Below are 20,240 nucleotides of genomic sequence, written 5' to 3'. Positions count from 1 at the left end.
TACAGGATCACGTACAGTTAGAGTGTGACCGCCGCGAGAGGAATTCCGATGCGTCCGATATCCATCACCGAAGCACGCGCCAACCTAGCGGCGGTCCTGGATTCCGCCACCGAGGATCTAGAGGAAGTCGTCATCACCCGGGCTGGGCACGAGCCCGCGGTCGTTATTTCGCTTCGCGAGTACGAGTCGTTGAAGGAGACTGCCTATCTCTTGGGTAACCCGGCGAACGCCCGCCACCTGGAGAGGTCGATCGCTCAACTGCGGGCCGGAGAGGTCGAGCCGCACGATCTCATCGAGGTCGACGATGAGGACAGCGCGTGAAGATTCTCTTCACGCCCGACGCGTGGGCCGACTATCTGTGGTGGCAGGCGCACGACCGCGCGACCCTCAAACGCGTCAACAAGCTGATCGACGACATCACACGCAACGGCTACGAAGGAATCGGTAAGCCAGAAGCATTGCGCCAGAACCTCGCCGGATTCTGGTCCCGACGCATCACCAGCGAACATCGCATCGTGTACGTCATCGAAGACGACACGGCGAAGATCGTCGCCTGCCGTCACCACTACGAGTAACCGAGCGGCGCAGCCGGTTTCAGCGGGTGACGGTTTCGAGTTCTTTGGGGGTGGTTCGGCGGCGGTTGGCGAACCAGGTGGCGTGGAAGGCGGCGGCGAGGCCGGCGAGCAGGGCGAGGACGACGGTGCCTGCGAGGACGGGGTATTCGGCCATCGAGACCGGCAGGAAACGGTAGGACAGCAGCAGGATGGCCAGGACGGCGAGGCCGCCCGCGACGAGGCGGATGCGGAACCAGCCCCAGCCGCGTTCGGGATCGCGCAGCGCCGATTCCACGGTCAGGCAGAGCACCGCGCCGGCCACCAGGTCGACGCCGTAGTGGTAGCCGAAGCCGAGGGTCGCGGTGAGCGTGGCCAGCAGCCAGAAGGTGCCACCCCAGCGCAACCAGGCCGGCGCGGGACCGCCGTCGGTATCGCGGCGGGTGTGCAGGAAGACCGACAGCGCCCAGGCCGTGTGCATGGACGGCATGCAGTTGCGCGGGGTCGCCGCGTCGAAGGGCATCGGCATCGGACTGCGGTCCAGCGGCGGCACCACGCCCGGCCAGAAGTTGCCGAGTTGCAGCCCGTGCCCGTCCGGCCCGAACGCGAACATCGGTCCCACCACCGGGAAGATCACATAGATGACCGGGCCGACCAGCCCGAGCACCAGAAACGTGCGCACCAGATAGTGACTCGGCCAGCGCCCGCTCGTGGCCACCCGGCGCAGCTGCCACACCGCGACCACGATCGCCGCGACCGGCAACTCGATGTACACCCAGTGCAGCACCGCGTACACGGCAGGCCCCAGCACGTCCAGCACCCGGCCCATCACCCAGGACGGGTCGCCGAGCGCGTGATCGGCCAGCAGCACGTACTCGTCGAGCACCGTCGGCCTGCTCAGCACGGTGACGTGCAGCCACACGTCACCGACCTTGGTGGCCAGGATCAGCAGCGCGCCGAGCGCCGCCGCGTGCAGCGCGTTGCGCCGGTCGGCGCCGTCCCAGCGCAGCCACGCGAACACCGCCAGCGCGGTGAGCGCGAGCACCGGCCCGTTACCGATCGCGAACGGTTCGCCCGCCAGCAGCCGGATGCTCGCCCACACCACGTCGATGCCGACGGCGGCGCCGAGCACGATCAGCCGCCGCCGACCGGAGAGCCCGACCAGCGCGAGGATCAAGCCGGCCCACGGCACGGACATGGATTTCGGCGTGCCGACGTAGTCGTGCCACAGGCTGCCCAGCGGACCTTCGAAGCCCTGCCACATCGCCACGCCCTGCAGCGCGATGAGCAGCACCGGCACCGCGGCGACGGCCACCGCGACCCAGACCCGAGGCGACGGCACACGCGATCGCGTAGCCGTACTTCCTGTTCTGGGCCCTGGGTCTTCGACAAGCACGTCGACCATAGTAAACGCGGGATGAACGCCATCCCACTTGCCGTTTGAACACTGGGCAACCGGTACCGACCGGAAATTACTGGTCCAGCTCCTTGACCAGCGCGTCCACCACCGCGATCAGGTCGCCCTGCGCGGCCGCGGCGACCTTGCGCTGGCGCTGATAGGACGCACCGCGCTCGGGGATCTCGGCCACCAGCGCGAGTTCGTCGGCGCAGCCGAGCCGTTTGGCTGTCGGCTCCAACCGGTTCAGTAGCGCGGTCACGTCGTCGGTGACCAATCGCTCATTGCTCTTGTCGTCCACGATGACGATCGCGTCCAGCCCGTAACGGGCGGCACGCCATTTGTTCTCCTGCACGTGCCACGGCGGCAGCGTGGGCAGGGTCTCGCCCTCTTCGAGCCGGCGATCCAGATCGACGATCAGGCAGTGGATCATGGCCGCCATCGCGGCCAGTTCGGCGCGGGTCGAGACGCCGTCGCACACCCGGACCTCGATGGTGCCCCATTTCGGCGCGGGCCTGATGTCCCAGTGCATACCGCCGAGCTGTTCGAACACACCGGTTTTGAACTGGTCGTGCACGAAATGCTCGAACTGGCGCCAATTCTCGAACTGGAACGGCAGACCCGCGGTGGGTAGCTGCTGGAACATCAGCGTCCGGTTGCTGGCGTAGCCGGTGTCCGAGCCTGCCCACATCGGCGAGGAGGCGGACAGCGCCAGCAGGTGCGGGTAGTGCAGCAGCAGCGAGTTCAGGATCGGAAAGACCTTCTCCCGGTGCGAGACTCCGACGTGCACGTGCACGCCCCAGATCATCATCTGGCGGCCCCACCACTGGGTGCGCTCGATCAGCTCGTCGTAGTGCTCCGAGCGGGTCAGCTGCTGGGCCGACCATTGCGCGAACGGATGCGTTCCGGCACAGAACAAGTCGACGCCTTGTCCGTCGGCCGCGCGCCGCACCGTGTCCATCGTGCCGCGCAGATCGTCGACCGCCGCACCGACGGTGTCGTGCACCCCGGTGACGAGTTCGACGGTATTGCGCAGCAACTCCTTGGTGATCTGTGGCGTGCCGTCGTGCGCACGTAGGTCACCCACCGAATCGAATACCGCCGCAGCGGTATTCGACAGATCCCGGCTCACCTTGTCGACGAGCGCGATCTCCCACTCGATGCCTATCGTGGGCCGGGGCGAACCATGGAAGGGAACGTGTTCTCTGCCTGCCCCGGCCATATCGGCTCCTGCGCTACTGGATTACACCGCAGGCGACGCGGCCGCCCGCGTCACCTGTCGCTAGCGTCGTGTCATCCGGCCCGGCAACGCCGTCGGGTCGGACATAACGGTTCGGGATGTTGCCGAAGTTGTCGGCATCGGCGTGGATCATCAACGCCTTGTTCTTCAGATCGTCGAGGGTCACCGCATCGGTGGTGGTGACCAGCTTGGCCGTGCCGTCGGAACGGACCTCGAGCGAGGTCAGGTCGCCGCTGGCCGGGTGCGTGTTCGCGCTGCCGACCTGCAGATGCCCACCGGCGGAGAGGAAGTCGCCGGCCGGACCACCGGTCGGGGCCACCGAGTTGGGCTCGCACTTGCCGATCTGGTGCACGTGCAGGCCGTGGAAGCCGGGACGCAGCCCGTGCGCCTCGACGGTGACCTGCAGGTGGTTGCCGTCCTTGACGAAGTTCGCCGTGCCGACCGAGGCGCCCGCGGCGTCTTTCAGGTCGACCTTCACGCCCGTGTTCGCCTCGGCGGTGCCGGTTTCCTTGCCGAACTCGCTCGCGGGCGGCGCCGCCGCGCCACTCCAGACCGGCGGGGTCGTTCCCTTGACGTCACTCGACTCCTGGCTGTTCGTGCAGCCTGCGAGGCCCAGGACCGCGACCGCGAGCACCGGGGTCACAGTCCGCCAAGACGGGCGACGAGTTGTGGACGGGGCCATCGGGGAACTCCTTTACGAGTACCGAAAGTTTACGAGTAAAGCTGGGTGGACACGTTCGTTACCGGACAAGATGATGCCACGCCGGTCGTGTCGTCCAGCGACAGGCCCGGATAGCGGCAGGTCGCAGGTATCAGTTACCCGTAACGATGACGGTGACACCCGGGGACGACTCGCCCAAACCGCTCGACTTCGGTTCCGCGGTGACGCCGAGTTCGTCGGCGATGGCCAGCGCGGCATCCTTGTCGGCCGGTGAATTGCCGTAGTACACGGTCGTTTTCGGGACATTCGCGCCGGGGTAGTTGCCCGTCTCGACCACCGACCAGCCCTCGGCGGTGAGCTGACCCGCGGTCTTGGCGGCCAGACCGGCGATCATGCTGTTGTTCAGCACCCGCACCGGTACTGCCTTGGCCGCCGCGGAACCGGTCGTGGTCGGCACCGTGGTCGTCGGCGGGGTGGTGGTGGCGGTCGTCGTCGCCGGGGTGCTGCTCGCGGCCGCGGACGACGGCGCGGGCGTGGTCTTGTCGACCGTGGTGCTCGCCGGCATCTGCGGGGCCGCGGTCGCGGTAGTGGATTCCGACGGACCGCTGCTCGAGCTGTCGGCATCCGATTTCGACAGCGACATCGCGCCGAGTCCACCGAACACGATGGCCAGTGCGATCAACACCATCGCCAACGCTCGCAATGGCGGCCCACCGGAGGTGGGATTCGGGTAGCTCACCTACTCGAGCCTAGTCCGGTCATACCTGGAAACCGAGCCGTCGCGCGGCCCTGGCTTTCTGCCTGCTCGCCCGCAGCCTGCGCAGCCGCTTGACCAGCATCGGATCCACGGCGAGCGACTCGGGCCGGTCGACCACCGCGTTGAGCACCTGGTAGTACCTGGTCGGCGACATGCCGAACAGCTCTTTGATCGCTTCTTCCTTCGCCCCCGCGTACTTCCACCACTGGCGCTCGAAAGCCAGGATGTCGTGTTCGCGACGGCTCAAACCGTCGCTGTCGCCGGTCGATTCCGCTGCCGTGACATCGTCGCTCGCGGAAGGGTCGCCCTGGATCGCGGAAAGATTCCGTGCCGCTGCGCCGTCCATCTTGCTCCCTCGCCGAGTTACCACCAGACGAAAAATGGTGCTTGTACGTCGCGGATCATTCAACCACGAGACACCAGGATCACCGGGTCTACGGCGCGGCGTGTTCGCTACCTGCGAGTAGGCGCGTCGCGGCGCCGATCACCGCCCCCGACCATCGCCGACCAGCGGGCGCGGCAATAATTGGTCCCATGGCTATCCTCCCGATCGTGATCGTCGGCGACCCGGTTCTGCACAACCCGACCGAGAAGGTCACCCAGTCACCGGAGGAGCTGGCCGAGCTGATCGCGGACATGTACGAGACCCTCGACGCCGCGCACGGCGTCGGGCTCGCGGCCAACCAGGTGGGCGTGCCGCTGCGGCTGTTCGTCTACGACTGCCCCGACGTGCGCGCCGACGGCACCGCCACCCGCCGCCGCGGCGCGGTGATCAACCCCGTGCTGGAGACCTCGGCCGTCCCCGAGACCATGCCCGACCCGGACGACGACGAGGAAGGCTGCCTGTCCGTACCCGGCGAGCAGTATCCGACCGGCCGTGCCACCTGGGCCAAGGTCACCGGCACCGACGAGCACGGCAACCCGGTCGAGATCGAGGGTGAGAACTTCTTCGCGCGCATGCTGCAGCACGAGGTGGGCCACCTCGACGGCTTCCTGTACGTCGACGTGCTGATCGGGCGCAACGCGCGCGCGGCGAAGAAGGCGATCAAGCGCAACGGTTGGGGCACACCGGGACTCAGCTGGATCCCCGGTTCGGTGCCGGATCCGTTCGGCCATGACGACTGACGGCGGCGGACTTCCCGATATCCCGCTCGGCCGTCGCGTCGTCCTGCGCTACCGGCTGCCCGCCGGTTATCCCCAGCCGCTCACCGATGTGATCGGCGAACTGGTCTCGCTGGATCCGCCGACCGTGCGCGGCGTCGACGGGCAGCTCGTCGCGGTGACGCCGGACCGGGTGGTCGCGCTGAAGGCGTTGGGTCCGAGGCCGATTCGCACCAAGGAGATCCGGGCGCTGGAGGCCGCGGCCGCCGACGGCTGGCCCGGGATCGAACACGCGTGGATCGACGGGTGGCTGGCGCGGGCGGGCAACGGGTTCACCAATCGCGCCAATTCCGCTGTGCCGCTCGGCAGTTCCGCCGAATCCGCGGGGCTGACCGCGGACACGCTGCACCGCATCGCCGCCTGGTACGCCGAACGCGGCCTGCCGCTGCTGCTGGCGCTGCCGGACCGGCTCGCACCCATTCCGCCGGGCTGGAACAGCTGGCGCGAGACCGTCATGATGGCCATCGATATCGAGAATTTCGTACTGCCCCAGGGGCCTTCGATGGTGCGGGTCGCGGCGGCCCCGGACGCGGCCTGGCAGGAGCTGAACCACCGCGACGGGGAAGCACCCACACCGCAACGACTTTCGGCGCCCCTGCCGGATCTCGGCGTATTGACCGCGGTGCGCGACGGCGAACTCGGGTTCGCTTCGCTCGGTGTGCCGACCCCCATCGCGATCGGGCGCGGCGCGCTCACCACCGCGCCGGACGGGCGCGGCTGGATCGGGCTCACCTGTGTGGCGGTGGCCGCCGAGCATCGCCGGAAGGGGCTCGGCTCCCTGGTGTGCGCCGAGCTGATCCGCTGGGGGCACAGCCGCGGCGCGACGCACGCGTACCTTCAGGTCGAGGCGGGCAACAGCGCCGCGATCGCGCTGTACCGCGAGCTCGGCTTCCTCGAACACCACACCTACCGTTACGCCGCGCCGACCGCTCTCGCCGGTTCGCCGGCGCTGCGGTAGAACGGAATCAGACCCCAGCACACCGAGCCCCGTACCCGGGCTCGCCAGCGGAAAGGCATTCGTGCGCCTCGCCACGTGGAACGTCAACTCGATCCGCTCCCGGCTCGACCGGGTAGCGGAGTTTCTGGACCGCCAGGACATCGATGTCCTGGCCATTCAGGAGACGAAGTGCCGCGACGATCAGTTCCCGTTCGAGCGGTTCGACGAACTCGGCTACGAGGTCGCCCATTTGGGCATCAACCAGTGGAACGGTGTGGCCATCGTGTCACGGGTCGGGCTCACCGATGTCGAGCCCGCGTTCCCGGAGCAGCCAGGTTTCGACAAGGAGGCCGGTGAGTCGCTGATCAGCGCCCCGGTCATCGAGTCGAGGGCGCTCGGCGCGACCTGCGGCGGCGTGCGGGTGTGGAGCCTGTACGTACCCAACGGGCGCTCGCTGCAGGACCCGCACTACACCTACAAGCTGGAATGGCTTGCGGCGCTGCGGGCCAACGGTGAGCGCTGGCTCGCGCAGGACCCGCAGGCCAAGATCGCGCTGGTCGGTGACTGGAACATCGCCCCCACCGACGACGACGTCTGGTCTCCGGAGTTCTTCGCGCACAAGACGCACACCTCCCAGCCCGAACGCGACGCCTTCCAATCCTTCCTCGACACCGGCTTCGCCGACGTCATGCGCCCCTTCGCCCCCGGCCCCGGCGTCTACACCTACTGGGACTACACCCAACTCCGCTTCCCCCGCAAAGAGGGCATGCGCATCGATTTCATCCTCGCCTCCCCCGCCCTCGCCGCCACCGCAACCGACGCACTGGTCGACCGCGAAGAACGAAAAGGCAAGGGCGCCAGCGACCACGCCCCCGTAATAGCCGACTTCACCGACTGAGCTCAGCCGATCAGCGCACCCAGTCCTTGATCGGCTCGGTATCGAGCACGCCGCCGACCGGCTCCGGAAAAGCGAGGCGAGCACCGAACGGCTGAGTAAGAATGCGCTCGTACTTCCCGTCCTTCGGCTCACTGTGGAGGACGAACTGACACAGGTCCCGGTCGACCAACAGATAGATCGGAATGCGGGTCTGCGCGTAGGCGCGTGGCTTTTCCTCCCGGTCCCGGCGGTCGGTGTCCTGGTCGCTGGAAGTCACTTCGACGACAAGAAGTACAGGGGCCGGATCAGCCCACTCGGGCTGGCCCGCGAACACCCCGCTCGGAGCCAGCGCCCCATCCGGCCGCGCGCGGCCGGCCCGGTAACCCTCGACTTTCAACCCCTGTTCCTGGAAGAGCCACAGCTCCGGACGTAGCAACAGGAACGCGCGAATCAACCACTCGATGATGCAGCCATGATCCCCGTCCGGCACTGGCTTGGCCCCCAACCTTCCGTCGATGAACTCCAGTCGCAAACCCTCGGAAACGCGACCGGCCAACCGATCGAGTTCTTCGAACTCCTCGGTGGTCATCAGAGACTCAGTGGCCATGCGAGACTCCTCGACTGCGGTCATAGCTGAACGATATCGGTAGGCACCGACAACTACGACGACTTTACCGGCTACAGCCAATCGATCGAGGTCACGACGTATTTCGACGGAACCTCAGACTGCGGGGGCGCGGTTGGTGTGGCCGTAGCGGGTGCGGGCCGCTGCGGGGGTGACGGTGGTGGGGGTGGTGGGGGTGCCTGCGGCGAGGTGTTCGGCGTAGAGGCGGGCGGTCATGGGGCCCAGGAAGTTTCCGAGGACGGCCTGTTTGGCCTTCTCGTTGCCGAGGGCTTTGATGGCGGCGCGCATGGGGAGGCGGTAGCCGCGGTCGACGACGGCGGGGTGGTCGAAACCGCCGGTGGTGCGCATCCATTTCGGGAGGGTGGCGATGGCGGCCGGGGCGACGAGGCGGCTGCCCGCCCAGAGTTTGACACCACGATCACGCGGGGTGTGCAGCAGATAGTGCATGCCCTCGTGGGCGCGTTCGGAGGTGCAGAGTTTGGGCCGCATCGCCGCGAAGTATTCGCGCACCTGCGCCCGCGAGCGCGGCACATCGGACAGCTTGCAGGTCTGCAATTCCGCCGCGATCACGCATTCGGCCCAATAGCGCTGCTCCTCAGCAGGACTCAGCGGACCGGGACCGTACACCTCGTAGCACTTGAGCACCGAATGCCAGCCCGTCACGTGAATCCACAGCTGGGAGTCGGGGTTGTTCGCGCTATACCGCTTTCCGGTGATCGGCTCGATGCCGGTGGCCTGCGCATGCACCTTCATCAGATGTTCGGAGGCTTCGATCGCCATGCGACTGTCGGCGACGGCCGCGATGAGGAAGTAGGCGAAGGTGTGGTCGAGCCGGCCACGCGGATCGGTGTAGATGCCCTTGACGTCGGCGACCGCGGCGGTGAGCGCGGGATCGAAATGTTCGAGCACGACCGAGCGCTGGAAGCCGATCACGGCGGTGGCGTTGGTCCACACTTTCCAGGTCGGCGAGTCCGGCCCGAAGAAGCCGTAGTCGACCTCACGGATGGTCCGCGCCGGTGCGTCGAATTGCGGGCGGGTGGCGTGCGTCGTCATCGTCTTGCTCCTTTGCACGACGGTTCGGGCAAAGCCGAAGCATTTCATTCACCAGTGTAGCATTTACTGTTACCGCAGGTACGGCACAGTTTATGGGTTCATTTCATAGGTCCCGGACAACGCCCTGGCCTGCGCGAACACCCGCTCGAAGCGAGCCCGATCGGCAACCGGCCGCCGGATCAGATCCAGCGCGCGGGTCTGTTGCGCCTTGGTAGCCGCGGGCTTGGTGTGCAGCGTCAGCGCGTGCTTGGCGAATTCGCGCACGAAGTTGTCGAAGATCTGGTCGAGCACATCCGCATCGGTGCCTTCGATCTCGGCCTGCTCGAGAATCAGCTGCGCGTAGGGCAGCGCGGTGAACAGCTCACCGATCGCGAACAGGAAGTCCACGTCGCGCTGCTGCGCCGCCGTCGGCGCCGCGGCCGCGAGCAGGGTCTGGAAGGCGCGCGCCTGCTCCAGGAACACCGCGACATTCGGGATGTGGGTGAACTTCTCGAAGACCCGCCGCCAGTCCGCGAACCGGATCCGGCCCAGGCCACTGCTGGGCCCCTGCCGGAACAGGAACTCGTCGTCGGCCGCGTCCCGCCGGGTCGGCACGGGAGCGTATGCGGCACCGGCGAATTCGGCGCGCAACTGCGGCACCGCGCCGCCCGCGCGCGGGGCCAGCTTGCGGCTCGACCAGCTCAGCGCGCCGGAGACCGCGCGCACCGCCCCCTGTGGCGCGGCACCGGCCCCGGGCAGCAGGCGCAGCGCGGCCAGGCCGGCGTCGGCCGGGTGGAACATGTAGTTGGCCATGAACTTCAGCGACAGCGCCATGTTCACGTGCACGGTGCCCTCCAGACGCGGCAGGCCGAACAGGCCGAGCATCGCCATCGGGAAGTACATGTCCTTCTCGAAGCCGCGCGCCGCGATCACGTCCGCGAGGTCTTCGATGATCCGCTGCCCCTGCCGGGTCACGGTCATCTTCTCGATCGCGTTGAACAGCAGGTAACGCCGGTCCTGCGGCGAGGCCGAGCGCATGTAGTCGATGGCCCGCTCGCTGTAGAGCTTCATCGCGATCAGGCGCGCGTACGAGTCGGTCATCAGCGCCTGCACCTGCGGGAATTCGGTCACCCTGTGCCCGAACAGGATTCGGTTCTCGGCGTGCGTAATGGCCTCGTAGTAGGCGTGTTCGCACGCACCGACGGCGCCGAATCCGAGGTTGAACTTGCCGACGTTCACGGTGTTCATCGCCGCGTGGAAGGCCGCTTCGCCGCGGTGCAGGATGTCTTCCTCGGCCACCGGGTAGTTCTCGAGATCGAAAGCGGCCACGTACATCTGGCCGTCCACCACGTTGCCGCGCAGGTGATAGTTCTCGTGCGCGCTGTCGGCGAGGAAGAACAGATACCCCTCGTAGTCGGCGTCGGTCGGCTTGCTGTCCAGCGCTTTCGAACTGTCGATGATCGGCTTGTCCGAGCGCCGCCCGAACACCGAGACGAGCGCGGCCTGATTGCCGTTGCCGATGTAGTGCTTGCCGCCGGTGGCCAGAAAGCCGCCGCCGTCCTGCGGCGTCACGACCATGTCGGTGGAGTAGACGTCGGCGCCGTGCTCCTTCTCGGAGAGACCGAATGCGAAGATCTCGCCGGAGTCCAGCAGGGCCGCGGCCCGCCGCTTGGCCGCCGCGTTGCCGCTCTGCCAGATCGGGCCGAGGCCGAGGATGCTGACCTGCCAGACGTACCAGTACTGCATGGAGTAGAAGCCCAGGATCTTGCTCATCATCGCGATGCGCCCGGTGTCCCAGCGCTTGTCCGGGTCACCGTCGGCCTCGGCCGCCGGTGTGAGGAAGGTCGCGAAGACGCCCTCGCGCTTCACGAAATCGAGGAACTCGGCGTACCAGACCCGGTCCCGGTCCTCCTGCTTGAGCACAGCCTTGCCCCGGCCTTCGAACCAGTCGACGGTCGCGCGCAGCAGTCGCCTGGTGGTCGCGTCGAACTCGGCGAACTCGCAGGTCTTGGGGTTGAACAAGGTCGCGGTCATCGGAGACTCCTCGGGCGTGGCGGTAGCGGCTGGGTGCGATCCCACCGACTTCATTCGCGACTGTAGCATTTTTGTTCGTCAATGTAGGAAATTGATCTTCAGGCGCGGTACCAGCAGGAATTCACGTTCGGCCGCTGCTATCTTGGTCCGCATGGGTAGCGATTCGGCGGTGCGGCAGCCACGCCAGCGGGCGCCGCACCTCGGTCCGGAACGCCGCAGGCCCCAGGTCCTGGACACCGCGTTGGCGATCGCGGTAGAGGACGGAATCGCGGCCGTCACGATGGCCGCCGTCGCCGACCGGATGGGCGTGACCCGTCCGGTGGTCTACGCCTGCTTCGCCGATCGCGTCGAGTTGATCGAGGCGCTCATCCAGCGCGAAGAGAGCTACCTGATCGACGGCGTCCTCGAAGTCCTGCCGCCCCGCGCCGTGGACGCGGGCGAGACGGTGTTCATCGAGGGCTTCCGCGCACTACTGGAGAAAGCCGCCGTCCGGCCCGATGCCTGGCGGCTGCTCTACGGCAATCCCGATCCCGCCGTTGCGGATTCGTTCGGGCGCGGCCGTGCGCTCGCGATCGAGCGCTGCACCACGTTGCTGCGCCCGACGCTGCGGGCCTGGGGCACCGAGGACGCCGAGCGCAAGCTGCCGGTCCTGGTCGAGCAGTGGGTCTCGGCGGGCGAGGGCGCGGTCCGCACGCTACTCGCCGACCAGGACGGATGGACGCCACAGGATCTCGGCGCCTTCGTCGGCGCGGCGGTGTACCGCGCCCTGCGGCATGCCTAGGGCGCTGCCTGACAAATAGCCAGCTACGCACGCAACAGCTAGACGAAATGCCCGCTGATCCTCGAATGTTCCGACAGAATTCGCGCTGCCGGGGCTGAATTCCGCCACGGCGGCCGAGCCGCCGTCACTACGATGGTGACCAAACTAAAACCAGGCCACAAGCCAGGCAGGAGGTGCGGTCATGGCGTTCTATCGACAGGTAGGAGCAGTGCCGCCGAAGCGGCATACCCAACATCGAGACGAGCAGGGACAGCTCTACTACGAGGAGCTGATGGGCGAGGAGGGCTTCTCCGGCGACTCGTCCCTGCTGTACCACCGCGGGCTGCCGCCCGCGATCGTCGACTCGACGGTGTGGGAACTGCCCGATCAGTCGACGACGCCGAATCATCCACTGCGCCATCGGCATCTGAAGCTGCACGAGTTGTTCCCGGACGACAGCCACGCGCGCACCGATGTGGTCACCGGCCGCAGGCTGATCCTCGGCAACGCCGACGTGCGCATCTCCTATGTCGTCGCCAAGGGCGGTTCTCCGCTGTACCGCAACGCGATCGGTGACGAACTGGTCTACGTGGAATCCGGCTCCGCGGTGGTGGAGACGGTGTTCGGGGCCGTGTTCGCCCGCCAGGGCGATCAGGTACTCATTCCGCGCGCGACCACCCATCGCTGGCTACCCTCCGGTCCGGAGCCGTTGCGCGCCTACGTGATCGAGGCGGCCAGCCACATCACCCCGCCGAAGCGCTATCTGTCGAAGTTCGGCCAGCTGCTCGAGCACGCACCCTACTGCGAGCGCGACCTGCACGGCCCGGCCGAAACCCTCACCGCCACCGGCAAGGACGTGGAGGTGCTGGTCAAGCACCGGGCCGGCGGGCAGGTCGTCGGCACCCGCATGGTGTACGCCGATCACCCGTTCGACGTGGTCGGCTGGGACGGCTGCCTGTATCCGATCACCTTCAACATCAGCGACTTCGAGCCGATCACCGGCCGTGTGCACCAACCGCCGCCCGCGCATCAGGCCTTCGAGGGGATCAACTTCGTGGTGTGCAACTTCGTGCCGCGCAAGGTCGACTATCACCCGCTCTCGATCCCGGTGCCGTACTACCACTCCAACGTGGACTCCGACGAGATCATGTTCTACTGCGGCGGAAACTACGAGGCGCGCAAGGGATCCGGGATCGGGCAGGGCTCGGTGTCGGTGCACCCCGGCGGGTACGCGCACGGCCCGCAGCCCGGCGCCTACGAGCGCAGCATCGGACTCGACTACTTCGACGAACTCGCCGTCATGGTCGACACCTTCCGCCCGCTCGAACTCGGTGAGGGCGCCCTCGCCTGCGAAGACCCGGCGTACGCGTGGACCTGGTCGGGACGGGGGCCGCAGTGAGGACTCGACTCGAAGTACCCGCCGATTCGCTGTTCGGCGTGGACAACCTGCCCTACGGCGTGTTCGCCCCGGCGGGCCAGAACTATCGGGTGGGCACCCGCATCGGCGATGTCGTCGTCGATCTCGCTGCGACGCTGGGTGATCCGGAGTTCGCCGGGCCGAGCCTGGCCGCGCTCATGGCGCAGGGACCGCAGCGCTGGCGCGAGGTGCGCGAGCGGGTCCGCGAACTCGTCGACACCGAGCTCGACAGTGCCGCGGTGCATGCGCTGGCCGATGTGCGCCTCGGCCTGCCGGTCCCGATCGGTGACTATGTCGACTTCTACGCCAGCATCGACCACGCGACCAACCTCGGCAGGCTGTTCCGCCCCGACAGTGAACCGCTGCTGCCGAACTGGCGGCACCTGCCGGTCGGCTACCACGGCCGGGCGGGCACCGTCGTGGTGTCCGGCACCGAGGTGATCCGGCCCTGCGGGCAGCGCCGGACCGATTCCGGCACAACGGATTTCGGCCCGTCCCGGCGGCTGGACATCGAAGCCGAGCTCGGCTTCCTGGTCGGCGTCGGCTCCGAACTCGGCGCGCCGGTCGAGACCGGCGAGTTCGCCGAGCGGGTGTTCGGTGTCGCGCTGGTCAACGATTGGTCCGCGCGCGATATCCAGGCCTGGGAGTACCAGCCGCTCGGCCCCTTCCTCGGCAAATCGTTCGCGACCTCGATCTCGCCGTGGGTCACGCCGCTCGCGGCGCTGGAGGCCGCCCGGGTGCCGACGCCGGAGCAGTCCCCGCAACCGCTGCCCTATCTCCAGGACAAGGAGCCGTGGGGTCTCGACATCGACCTGACGGTGTCGTGGAACGGGCAGGCCGTCACGCATCCGCCGTTCTCGCGGATGTATTGGTCACCCGCGCAGATGCTGGCACACCTCACCGCGAACGGCGCGACCATTCGGACCGGCGACCTGTACGCCTCCGGCACCATCTCGGGGCCCGAACCGGATCAGCGCGGTTCGTTCATCGAACTGTCCTGGGGCGGTAAGGAACCCGTGCTGGTGAACGGTCAGCAACGCACCTTCCTGGAGGACGGCGACGAGGTGCGCATCACCGCGACCGCCCCGGGACCGGCCGACCGCCGCATCGGCCTCGGCGAGGTAATCGGCCGCATCTCGCCCGCCCGCCCACGGTAATGGTGCCCCGCGAACCGAGGGCTGCTCGGCCATCACACTGATCGGTAACGTCCGACAGCGGAGGAGGCAGAGCCGGGACGGCGTGGATTCTGCCGCTGCTCGACCTGCTGGCCACCGGCTCGTCCGGCGGCAAGTAGGTCCACAGCCGGAAGCGACGCGAGCCGGGCCGATACCCATCGGCCCGGCTCGCGGTCTGTCCGAACCTATTCGGCCGCAACGGCTCCGCGGCCGGCGTGCAGCACGGTGAGGAACGCGGTGAGATCCGCGCTGAGGGTCTCGGCGCCGTCCGGGGCCTCGCCGTCGTCGTGGTGGTGCAGCCAGTCCGCGACGAGTTCGAACATGCCGCCGATCGCGGCCAGCGCCAACGCGAGCCGGGCGCGCTGGACCGCCGGGTCGGCCGCGGGCTCGCCCGCCCACTCCCGATCCAGGAAGGCCGCCGCCCAGCGCCGGTTGCTGCGCCGCATCTTCTCCACCGTCGGTGAGATCCCGCCCGCCTCACCGAAAGTCACCTTCGCCAGCCGCGGGTCGTCCGCGATCGCGTGCACGAACGCGTCGACCACCGCGGCCGCGCGCTCCGGCCAGCCCAGTCCCGCCGCCGCGGCCGCACCCGCGGCCGCGCGTTGCTGGATCTGCGCGGTGAGCTGTTCGAGCAACGCGAGGTAGCACGCTTCCTTGCTCTCGAAGTGGTCGTAGAACCCCTTGGTTCCGACATAGGCGCGCTGGCAGATCTGCTCGATCGATGTTCCCGAATAGCTGTGCTCGGCAAACAGTTCGGTGGCCGCGTCGAGCAGTTGGCTGCGCCGCTGGGCGCTGCGCTGTTCGGCGTCGAGTCCACGGATCCGGCGGCGCGCCGGACTCGGGGCAGGCCGCGCGGCGGATTTGCTGCGGGTCATCCCTCGACCATAGCTCGGCGCTGTTTAGAAAGAGATCTTGTTGATAACACGCTCTCATGCTGTAATCGCTGTCACGCTGATGAGGAAGGACACGCACGTGTCAGTGATCAAAGGGGATCCGACCGGCCGAGTACGTACCGGAAGACGGGCGGTGGCGGTGCTGGTGACCATGGCGATCGCCGTGACCACCGTGCTGCTGGCCGGCGGCGTAAGACCCGGACCGGCCGCGGCGATGCCACTCCCGCACGAAGATTCGTTCTACCAACCACCCGAAGGTTTCCAAGCCGAGGAGCCGGGCACCATCCTGCGGTCGCGCGAGGTGCGCTTGGCCGCGCTCACCGTGCTGCCGCTGAACGTGCGTTCCTGGCAGTTGCTCTATCGCACCACGGATCTCGACGAACAACCCACCGTCGCGGTCACCACCGTGATCCTGCCCGCGGGCGCGGACCCGAATCGGCACCGGCCGCTGGTCTCGCTCCAGTTCTACTACGACAGCGCGAGTCTCGACTGCTCGCCTTCCTTTGTGCTGCAACAGGGTTCGGGCTTGGCCGGTATCGAAGGCGTGCACTCGCAGAGCGAGTTGATCGCCATCGCCGCACTGATCAGCCAGGGCTGGGCGATCTCGATCCCCGATTACGAGGGCCTCGACGGGCATCTCGCCGTCGCCAAGGAACCCGGCTATATGACCCTGGACGGTGTCCGGGCCGCTCAGCGTTTCGAACCGCTCGGTCTGGACGGCGCGAATACGCCTGTCGCACTGTGGGGTTACTCCGGCGGCGGGATGGGCTCGGGGTGGGCGGCGGAAATGCAGCCGACCTACGCGCCCGAACTGAACGTCAAGGGCATCGCGCTGGGCGCACCCACCTCGGACGTGGTGTCGCTGTTGCACGTCAACGGGTCGATGTTCTCCAGCTTGATCGGCATCGGCATCTCGTCGCTGCGCAAGGCGTACCCCAAGTTCAAGGAGGCCGCGGACCGGTACTTGACGCCGGAGGGCCGGGCGCTGATGGATCGCACTGAGCGGCAATGCCTTCCGCGCAACGCGCTCACCCAGATGTTCGTCGACTACGGCCGCATGCTGACCGTCTCGATCCCGGAGTTCCTCGCGGTCCCCGAGATCAAGGAGGTGTTCGAGGCGACCGTGCTCGGCCGCAACATCCCGACCGCGCCGATCTTCCTGTACCAGGGCGTGTTCGACGAGGCCGTGCCGGTGTGGACCAACGACCGGTTGAGCGGACAGTGGTGCGCCGGAGGCGCTTCGGTGATCTACAAGCGAGACCATCTCAGCGAGCATCTGACCCTGCCGTCGCTCGGCATGGCCGACACGCTCAACTGGCTGAAGGGCCGGCTCGCGCCGAACGCACCCGATCAGTTCGGCTGCCGCACCGAGAACGTCGTGTCCATGCTCGCCGACTTCAACGCCCTGCTGACCCAGATCGAGATCAACCTGAACGCCACCTTCGGCGCGCTGGGATTCCCGATCGGCCCGCGCGAACGCTGACCCGGCGCTCGCGCACCACCTGCCCTCGACCGGAGCCACGGTCGAGGGCAGGTCTGTGCCACGGGCCGGCCACTCGGCGGAACACACCGGCGCGGGATCGTCGCCACCGCCGCCGACTCGGACAATCCTCCGATCATCGGGCGCGGGTCCCGGTACGCCGGGTACTGTCGTGCTGGAAAATTTCACACGCCAACGGGGGCTCGCACCAGCGGGCTGAGAGGACGGCTAGGGGCCGTCGACCGTATGAACCTGACCGGGTAATGCCGGCGTAGGGAGGAAAATCATGGCAACTGTTGCGTCCAAGGATGGGTCCGAGACCGTGGAATCGGTCACCACCGGACCGATCGAAGGCAGTGTCAAGCACTACACCGAGGTCGACGGGCTGCGGATTCCGGTGCGCCGGGTGAACCTGACCAACGGCGAGCACTTCGACCTCTACGACACCTCGGGGCCGTACACCGACGACGCCGCGGTGATCGATCTGGAAGCAGGTCTGCCCAAGCTGCGCGACACCTGGGACAAGCCCGAGGTCGACGGGCCGCCGACCCAGCTGGCCTGGGCCAGGCAGGGCATCGTCACCCCGGAGATGCGTTTCATCGCGGCCCGCGAGGGGGTGTCCCCCGAGCTGGTGCGCGACGAGGTCGCCGCCGGGCGTGCCGTCATTCCGGCCAACCACCGGCATCCGGAACTCGAACCGACGATCATCGGCAAGAAGTTCCTGGTGAAGATCAACGCGAACATCGGCAACTCGGCCGTCTCGTCGTCCATCGCCGAGGAGGTCGAGAAGATGGTGTGGGCCACCCGCTGGGGCGCCGACACCATCATGGACCTGTCCACCGGCAAGAACATCCACGAGACCCGCGAGTGGATCCTGCGCAATTCCCCGGTGCCGGTCGGCACCGTGCCGATCTATCAGGCGCTGGAGAAGGTGAACGGCGATCCGACCAAGCTCACCTGGGAGATCTACCGCGACACCGTGATCGAGCAGTGCGAGCAGGGCGTGGACTACATGACCGTGCACGCGGGCGTGCTGCTGCGCTACGTGCCGCTGACCGCCAAGCGGGTCACCGGCATCGTCTCCCGCGGCGGATCCATCATGGCCGCCTGGTGTCTGGCGCATCATCAGGAATCGTTCCTGTACACCAACTTCGCGGAACTGTGCGAGATCCTCGCGAAATACGACGTGACCTTCTCCCTCGGCGACGGCCTGCGGCCCGGGTCCATCGCCGACGCCAACGACGAGGCGCAGTTCGCCGAGCTGCGCACCCTCGGTGAGCTGACGAAGATCGCGAAATCCCATGGCGTGCAGGTGATGATCGAGGGCCCGGGCCATGTGCCGATGCACAAGATCGTGGAGAACGTACGGCTCGAGGAGGAACTCTGCGAGGAGGCGCCGTTCTACACCCTCGGCCCGCTCGCCACCGATATCGCGCCCGCCTACGACCACATCACCTCGGCCATCGGCGCCGCGATCATCGCGCAGGCGGGCACCGCGATGCTCTGCTACGTCACGCCGAAGGAGCATCTCGGACTGCCGAACCGGGACGACGTCAAGGTCGGCGTGATCACCTACAAGATCGCCGCGCACGCCGCCGACCTGGCCAAGGGTCATCCGCACGCGCAGCAGCGCGACGACGAATTGTCCAAGGCGCGTTTCGAATTCCGCTGGCGCGACCAGTTCGCGCTGTCGCTGGATCCGGACACCGCCCGGGAGTACCACGACGAGACCCTGCCCGCCGAGCCGGCCAAGACCGCGCACTTCTGCTCGATGTGCGGGCCGAAGTTCTGCTCGATGCGCATCTCGGCGGATGTGCGCGAGTACGCCGCGCGCAACCAGCTGACCGACGTGGAGGCGATCGAAGCGGGCATGGCGGAGAAGTCCGCCGAGTTCATCGATCACGGCAACGCGGTGTATCTGCCGGTCGTCTCGTAATCCGCTGCGTCCGTACACCTCTCGCGTCGTCGAGGGGTGTACGGGCGGTCAGTCCCGGCGCATGACCTCGAGCAGGGATTCCAGGTGGTCGGCGGGGACCACCTCCAGCCAGTCACCGCTGCCGCGGATGGTGGCGGCGATATCGACGGTGATCCGATTGCGCCACCAGTAGATCGCGCGGCTGATCGGCCGCGCGTCGGCCTCGCCCGCGACGAGCAGCTGGGCGAGCAGGCTGGTGCCGGCGAACACCGTCGGGCCGGTGATCGGATGGACCAGCACATGGGTGTGGCCGGGCAGTACCAGCAGCGCACCCCAGGGGCCCACCACCGGATAGTCGTCCAGCCAGCGCACGTGTGCGGTGACGAAATCCGAAGCGCCGTAGATCATCTGGAGATCCACGTCGTCCATGCCGTCGATCTCGGCGGCCATCAGATCCAATCCACCTTCCGCGCGGGTATTGCGCTCGGCGATCGCGAACAGGTCGGATTCCTTTGCGCCCCAACGCTGCGCGGCCGCATAGGTGACCGGCACCATGAGCTCGCCGTAGTCGATGAGCACCCGCTGCAACAGGCCGGGCGCGACCAGCCTGCGCACATCGTTGATCAATCCGCTCGTGCGCGCCGAACACAACCGGGTGCGCAGCCGCGGGCGCACCGCCGCCAACCGCGACAAATCCAGATGCCCCGCCGCCAGATCCGCGAGTTGCACGTCCAGCCGATCCCCGATCAGCGTCGCCCACAGCTGCTGCGGCACCCGGGCGACCAGCCGGTCCAGCCGCGTGTGCGGCAGCACCACCCGATACCCCGCACCCCCCGACAGCACGAACTCCCCCGCAGCTTCCTCGAGCACCAACCCATGCCGCACCCCCACCTCGTTGACCAGCAGCTTCATCAGCCCGGACGACACATCGCGCATAACCCCTCGCTCTCGACCGAAACCACCACCCCAGTATATCGAACATATGTTCGAGACAGGATCGGTCTACTGCGCCAAGATTCTTGGCAGGGTTGCCAGGTTCAAGGTCCTGGCCCCAACGGCTCATGTTGCCGCGGCGAGGTCTTCGAGACCGCCTCTCTCGGCTCCGATCCGTTGCTGCGGCATGTCCGCACTCGTGTGCGTTCCCGCAGACCAACGGTGTGATCGAGCGGTTCTCCGGGACGTTGAAATACGAGCCTTTGCATCGCGGCGTGATCGCCGATGGCGACACCTTGGACATGAAGGTCCACCGGTTCCGCGTCATCTACAACACCCTCCGACCTCATCAAGCACCCGGAGACCGGACACCCGAGATCGCCTACCCTCGTCGGT

Annotated in this window: 21 protein-coding genes and 1 riboswitch; of the genes, 11 read left to right on the top strand and 10 right to left on the bottom strand. The window is 67.4% G+C overall.

All coding sequences use genetic code 11. The features are described 5' to 3' along the window. Positions 1-24: 24 nt before the first annotated feature. Positions 25-321, top strand: a complete 297-nt coding sequence (locus NVU01S_RS31965) for a type II toxin-antitoxin system Phd/YefM family antitoxin (protein WP_373864228.1) — start codon at positions 25-27, stop codon at positions 319-321. Beyond that, positions 318-575, top strand: coding sequence for a Txe/YoeB family addiction module toxin (locus tag NVU01S_RS31960; protein ID WP_042260220.1), 258 nt, complete (start codon positions 318-320; stop codon positions 573-575). The genes NVU01S_RS31965 and NVU01S_RS31960 overlap by 4 nt, the downstream gene beginning before the upstream one ends. 19 nt (positions 576-594) lie before the next feature. Here NVU01S_RS31960 and NVU01S_RS31955 read toward each other — a convergent pair whose 3' ends face one another. From NVU01S_RS31955 to napA, 5 genes are all read right to left on the bottom strand, one after another. Beyond that, positions 595-1,956, bottom strand: a complete 1,362-nt coding sequence (locus NVU01S_RS31955) for a phosphatase PAP2 family protein (protein WP_082031974.1) — start codon at positions 1,954-1,956, stop codon at positions 595-597. A 67-nt stretch (positions 1,957-2,023) separates the two neighbouring features. Then, positions 2,024-3,169, bottom strand: coding sequence for a glutamate--cysteine ligase (locus tag NVU01S_RS31950; RefSeq protein ID WP_043668230.1), 1,146 nt, complete (start codon positions 3,167-3,169; stop codon positions 2,024-2,026). Positions 3,170-3,182: 13 nt separating this feature from the next. Continuing rightward, entirely contained in the window at positions 3,183-3,869 is a 687-nt protein-coding gene (sodC, locus tag NVU01S_RS31945; RefSeq protein ID WP_029893174.1) for a superoxide dismutase[Cu-Zn], read from the bottom strand. Positions 3,870-3,999: 130 nt separating this feature from the next. After that, entirely contained in the window at positions 4,000-4,587 is a 588-nt protein-coding gene (locus NVU01S_RS31940) for a LytR C-terminal domain-containing protein (protein WP_043668227.1), read from the bottom strand. Between the two features lie 19 nt (positions 4,588-4,606). After that, positions 4,607-4,951, bottom strand: coding sequence for a nucleoid-associated protein NapA (gene napA / locus NVU01S_RS31935; RefSeq protein ID WP_043668224.1), 345 nt, complete (start codon positions 4,949-4,951; stop codon positions 4,607-4,609). A 188-nt stretch (positions 4,952-5,139) separates the two neighbouring features. Here napA and NVU01S_RS31930 point away from each other — a divergent pair, with 188 nt between their 5' ends. The 3 genes from NVU01S_RS31930 (at position 5,140) to NVU01S_RS31920 (ending at position 7,601) form a co-directional block, all read left to right on the top strand. Continuing rightward, on the top strand, positions 5,140-5,730 hold the full coding sequence (locus NVU01S_RS31930; protein WP_043668221.1) for a peptide deformylase: 591 nt from the start codon (positions 5,140-5,142) through the stop codon (positions 5,728-5,730). Beyond that, positions 5,720-6,724 carry an N-acetylglutamate synthase, CG3035 family gene (locus NVU01S_RS31925; protein ID WP_043668218.1) on the top strand — a complete coding sequence of 335 codons (1,005 nt, stop codon included), beginning with the start codon at positions 5,720-5,722 and terminating at the stop codon, positions 6,722-6,724. The genes NVU01S_RS31930 and NVU01S_RS31925 overlap by 11 nt, the downstream gene beginning before the upstream one ends. A 61-nt stretch (positions 6,725-6,785) precedes the next feature. After that, entirely contained in the window at positions 6,786-7,601 is an 816-nt protein-coding gene (locus NVU01S_RS31920) for an exodeoxyribonuclease III (protein WP_043668215.1), read from the top strand. Positions 7,602-7,611: 10 nt separating this feature from the next. On the opposite strand, the gene NVU01S_RS31915 is transcribed toward NVU01S_RS31920, so the two are convergent. The 3 genes from NVU01S_RS31915 to NVU01S_RS31905 form a co-directional block, all read right to left on the bottom strand. Beyond that, positions 7,612-8,211, bottom strand: a complete 600-nt coding sequence (locus NVU01S_RS31915; RefSeq protein WP_043668212.1) for a Uma2 family endonuclease — start codon at positions 8,209-8,211, stop codon at positions 7,612-7,614. 90 nt (positions 8,212-8,301) lie between these two features. Beyond that, complete coding sequence (locus tag NVU01S_RS31910) at positions 8,302-9,258, bottom strand: oxygenase MpaB family protein (protein ID WP_052280440.1); 957 nt, start codon at positions 9,256-9,258, stop codon at positions 8,302-8,304. A gap of 90 nt (positions 9,259-9,348) precedes the next feature. Further along, complete coding sequence (locus NVU01S_RS31905; RefSeq protein WP_043668209.1) at positions 9,349-11,271, bottom strand: acyl-CoA dehydrogenase family protein; 1,923 nt, start codon at positions 11,269-11,271, stop codon at positions 9,349-9,351. 151 nt (positions 11,272-11,422) lie between these two features. On the opposite strand from NVU01S_RS31905, the gene NVU01S_RS31900 reads away from it, so the two are divergent. From NVU01S_RS31900 to fahA, 3 genes are all read left to right on the top strand, one after another. Continuing rightward, positions 11,423-12,052 carry a TetR/AcrR family transcriptional regulator gene (locus tag NVU01S_RS31900; RefSeq protein ID WP_043668207.1) on the top strand — a complete coding sequence of 210 codons (630 nt, stop codon included), beginning with the start codon at positions 11,423-11,425 and terminating at the stop codon, positions 12,050-12,052. Between the two features lie 181 nt (positions 12,053-12,233). Next, entirely contained in the window at positions 12,234-13,430 is a 1,197-nt protein-coding gene (locus NVU01S_RS31895) for a homogentisate 1,2-dioxygenase (protein WP_043668204.1), read from the top strand. Further along, positions 13,427-14,605: a fumarylacetoacetase gene (fahA, locus tag NVU01S_RS31890; protein WP_043668201.1), complete on the top strand. Its 1,179-nt coding sequence runs from the start codon at positions 13,427-13,429 to the stop codon at positions 14,603-14,605. Before NVU01S_RS31895 ends, fahA begins: the two co-directional genes overlap by 4 nt. Positions 14,606-14,808: 203 nt before the next feature. Here fahA and NVU01S_RS31885 read toward each other — a convergent pair whose 3' ends face one another. Beyond that, positions 14,809-15,498, bottom strand: a complete 690-nt coding sequence (locus NVU01S_RS31885; protein ID WP_043668198.1) for a TetR/AcrR family transcriptional regulator — start codon at positions 15,496-15,498, stop codon at positions 14,809-14,811. Positions 15,499-15,595: 97 nt separating this feature from the next. Here NVU01S_RS31885 and NVU01S_RS31880 point away from each other — a divergent pair, with 97 nt between their 5' ends. Together NVU01S_RS31880 and thiC are read left to right on the top strand one after the other, a co-directional pair. Continuing rightward, complete coding sequence (locus NVU01S_RS31880; RefSeq protein WP_167829365.1) at positions 15,596-16,999, top strand: lipase family protein; 1,404 nt, start codon at positions 15,596-15,598, stop codon at positions 16,997-16,999. Between the two features lie 182 nt (positions 17,000-17,181). Further along, positions 17,182-17,291, top strand: a riboswitch (TPP riboswitch). Further along, entirely contained in the window at positions 17,283-18,932 is a 1,650-nt protein-coding gene (gene thiC, locus NVU01S_RS31875) for a phosphomethylpyrimidine synthase ThiC (protein WP_043668195.1), read from the top strand. Its footprint overlaps the riboswitch before it by 9 nt. A 48-nt stretch (positions 18,933-18,980) precedes the next feature. Here the strand turns inward: thiC and NVU01S_RS31870 are convergent, their stop codons facing one another. Further along, positions 18,981-19,847 carry a hypothetical protein gene (locus NVU01S_RS31870; protein ID WP_043668192.1) on the bottom strand — a complete coding sequence of 289 codons (867 nt, stop codon included), beginning with the start codon at positions 19,845-19,847 and terminating at the stop codon, positions 18,981-18,983. Positions 19,848-19,972: 125 nt separating this feature from the next. Here NVU01S_RS31870 and NVU01S_RS45480 point away from each other — a divergent pair. Continuing rightward, a partial coding sequence (locus tag NVU01S_RS45480; protein ID WP_156161520.1) for an integrase core domain-containing protein occupies positions 19,973-20,240 on the top strand: 268 nt, incomplete at its 3' end.

This window comes from Nocardia vulneris (genome assembly GCF_001613425.1).
Taxonomy (GTDB): Bacteria; Actinomycetota; Actinomycetes; order Mycobacteriales; family Mycobacteriaceae; genus Nocardia; species Nocardia vulneris.
This window is presented reverse-complemented; position numbering and strand designations above follow the sequence as displayed.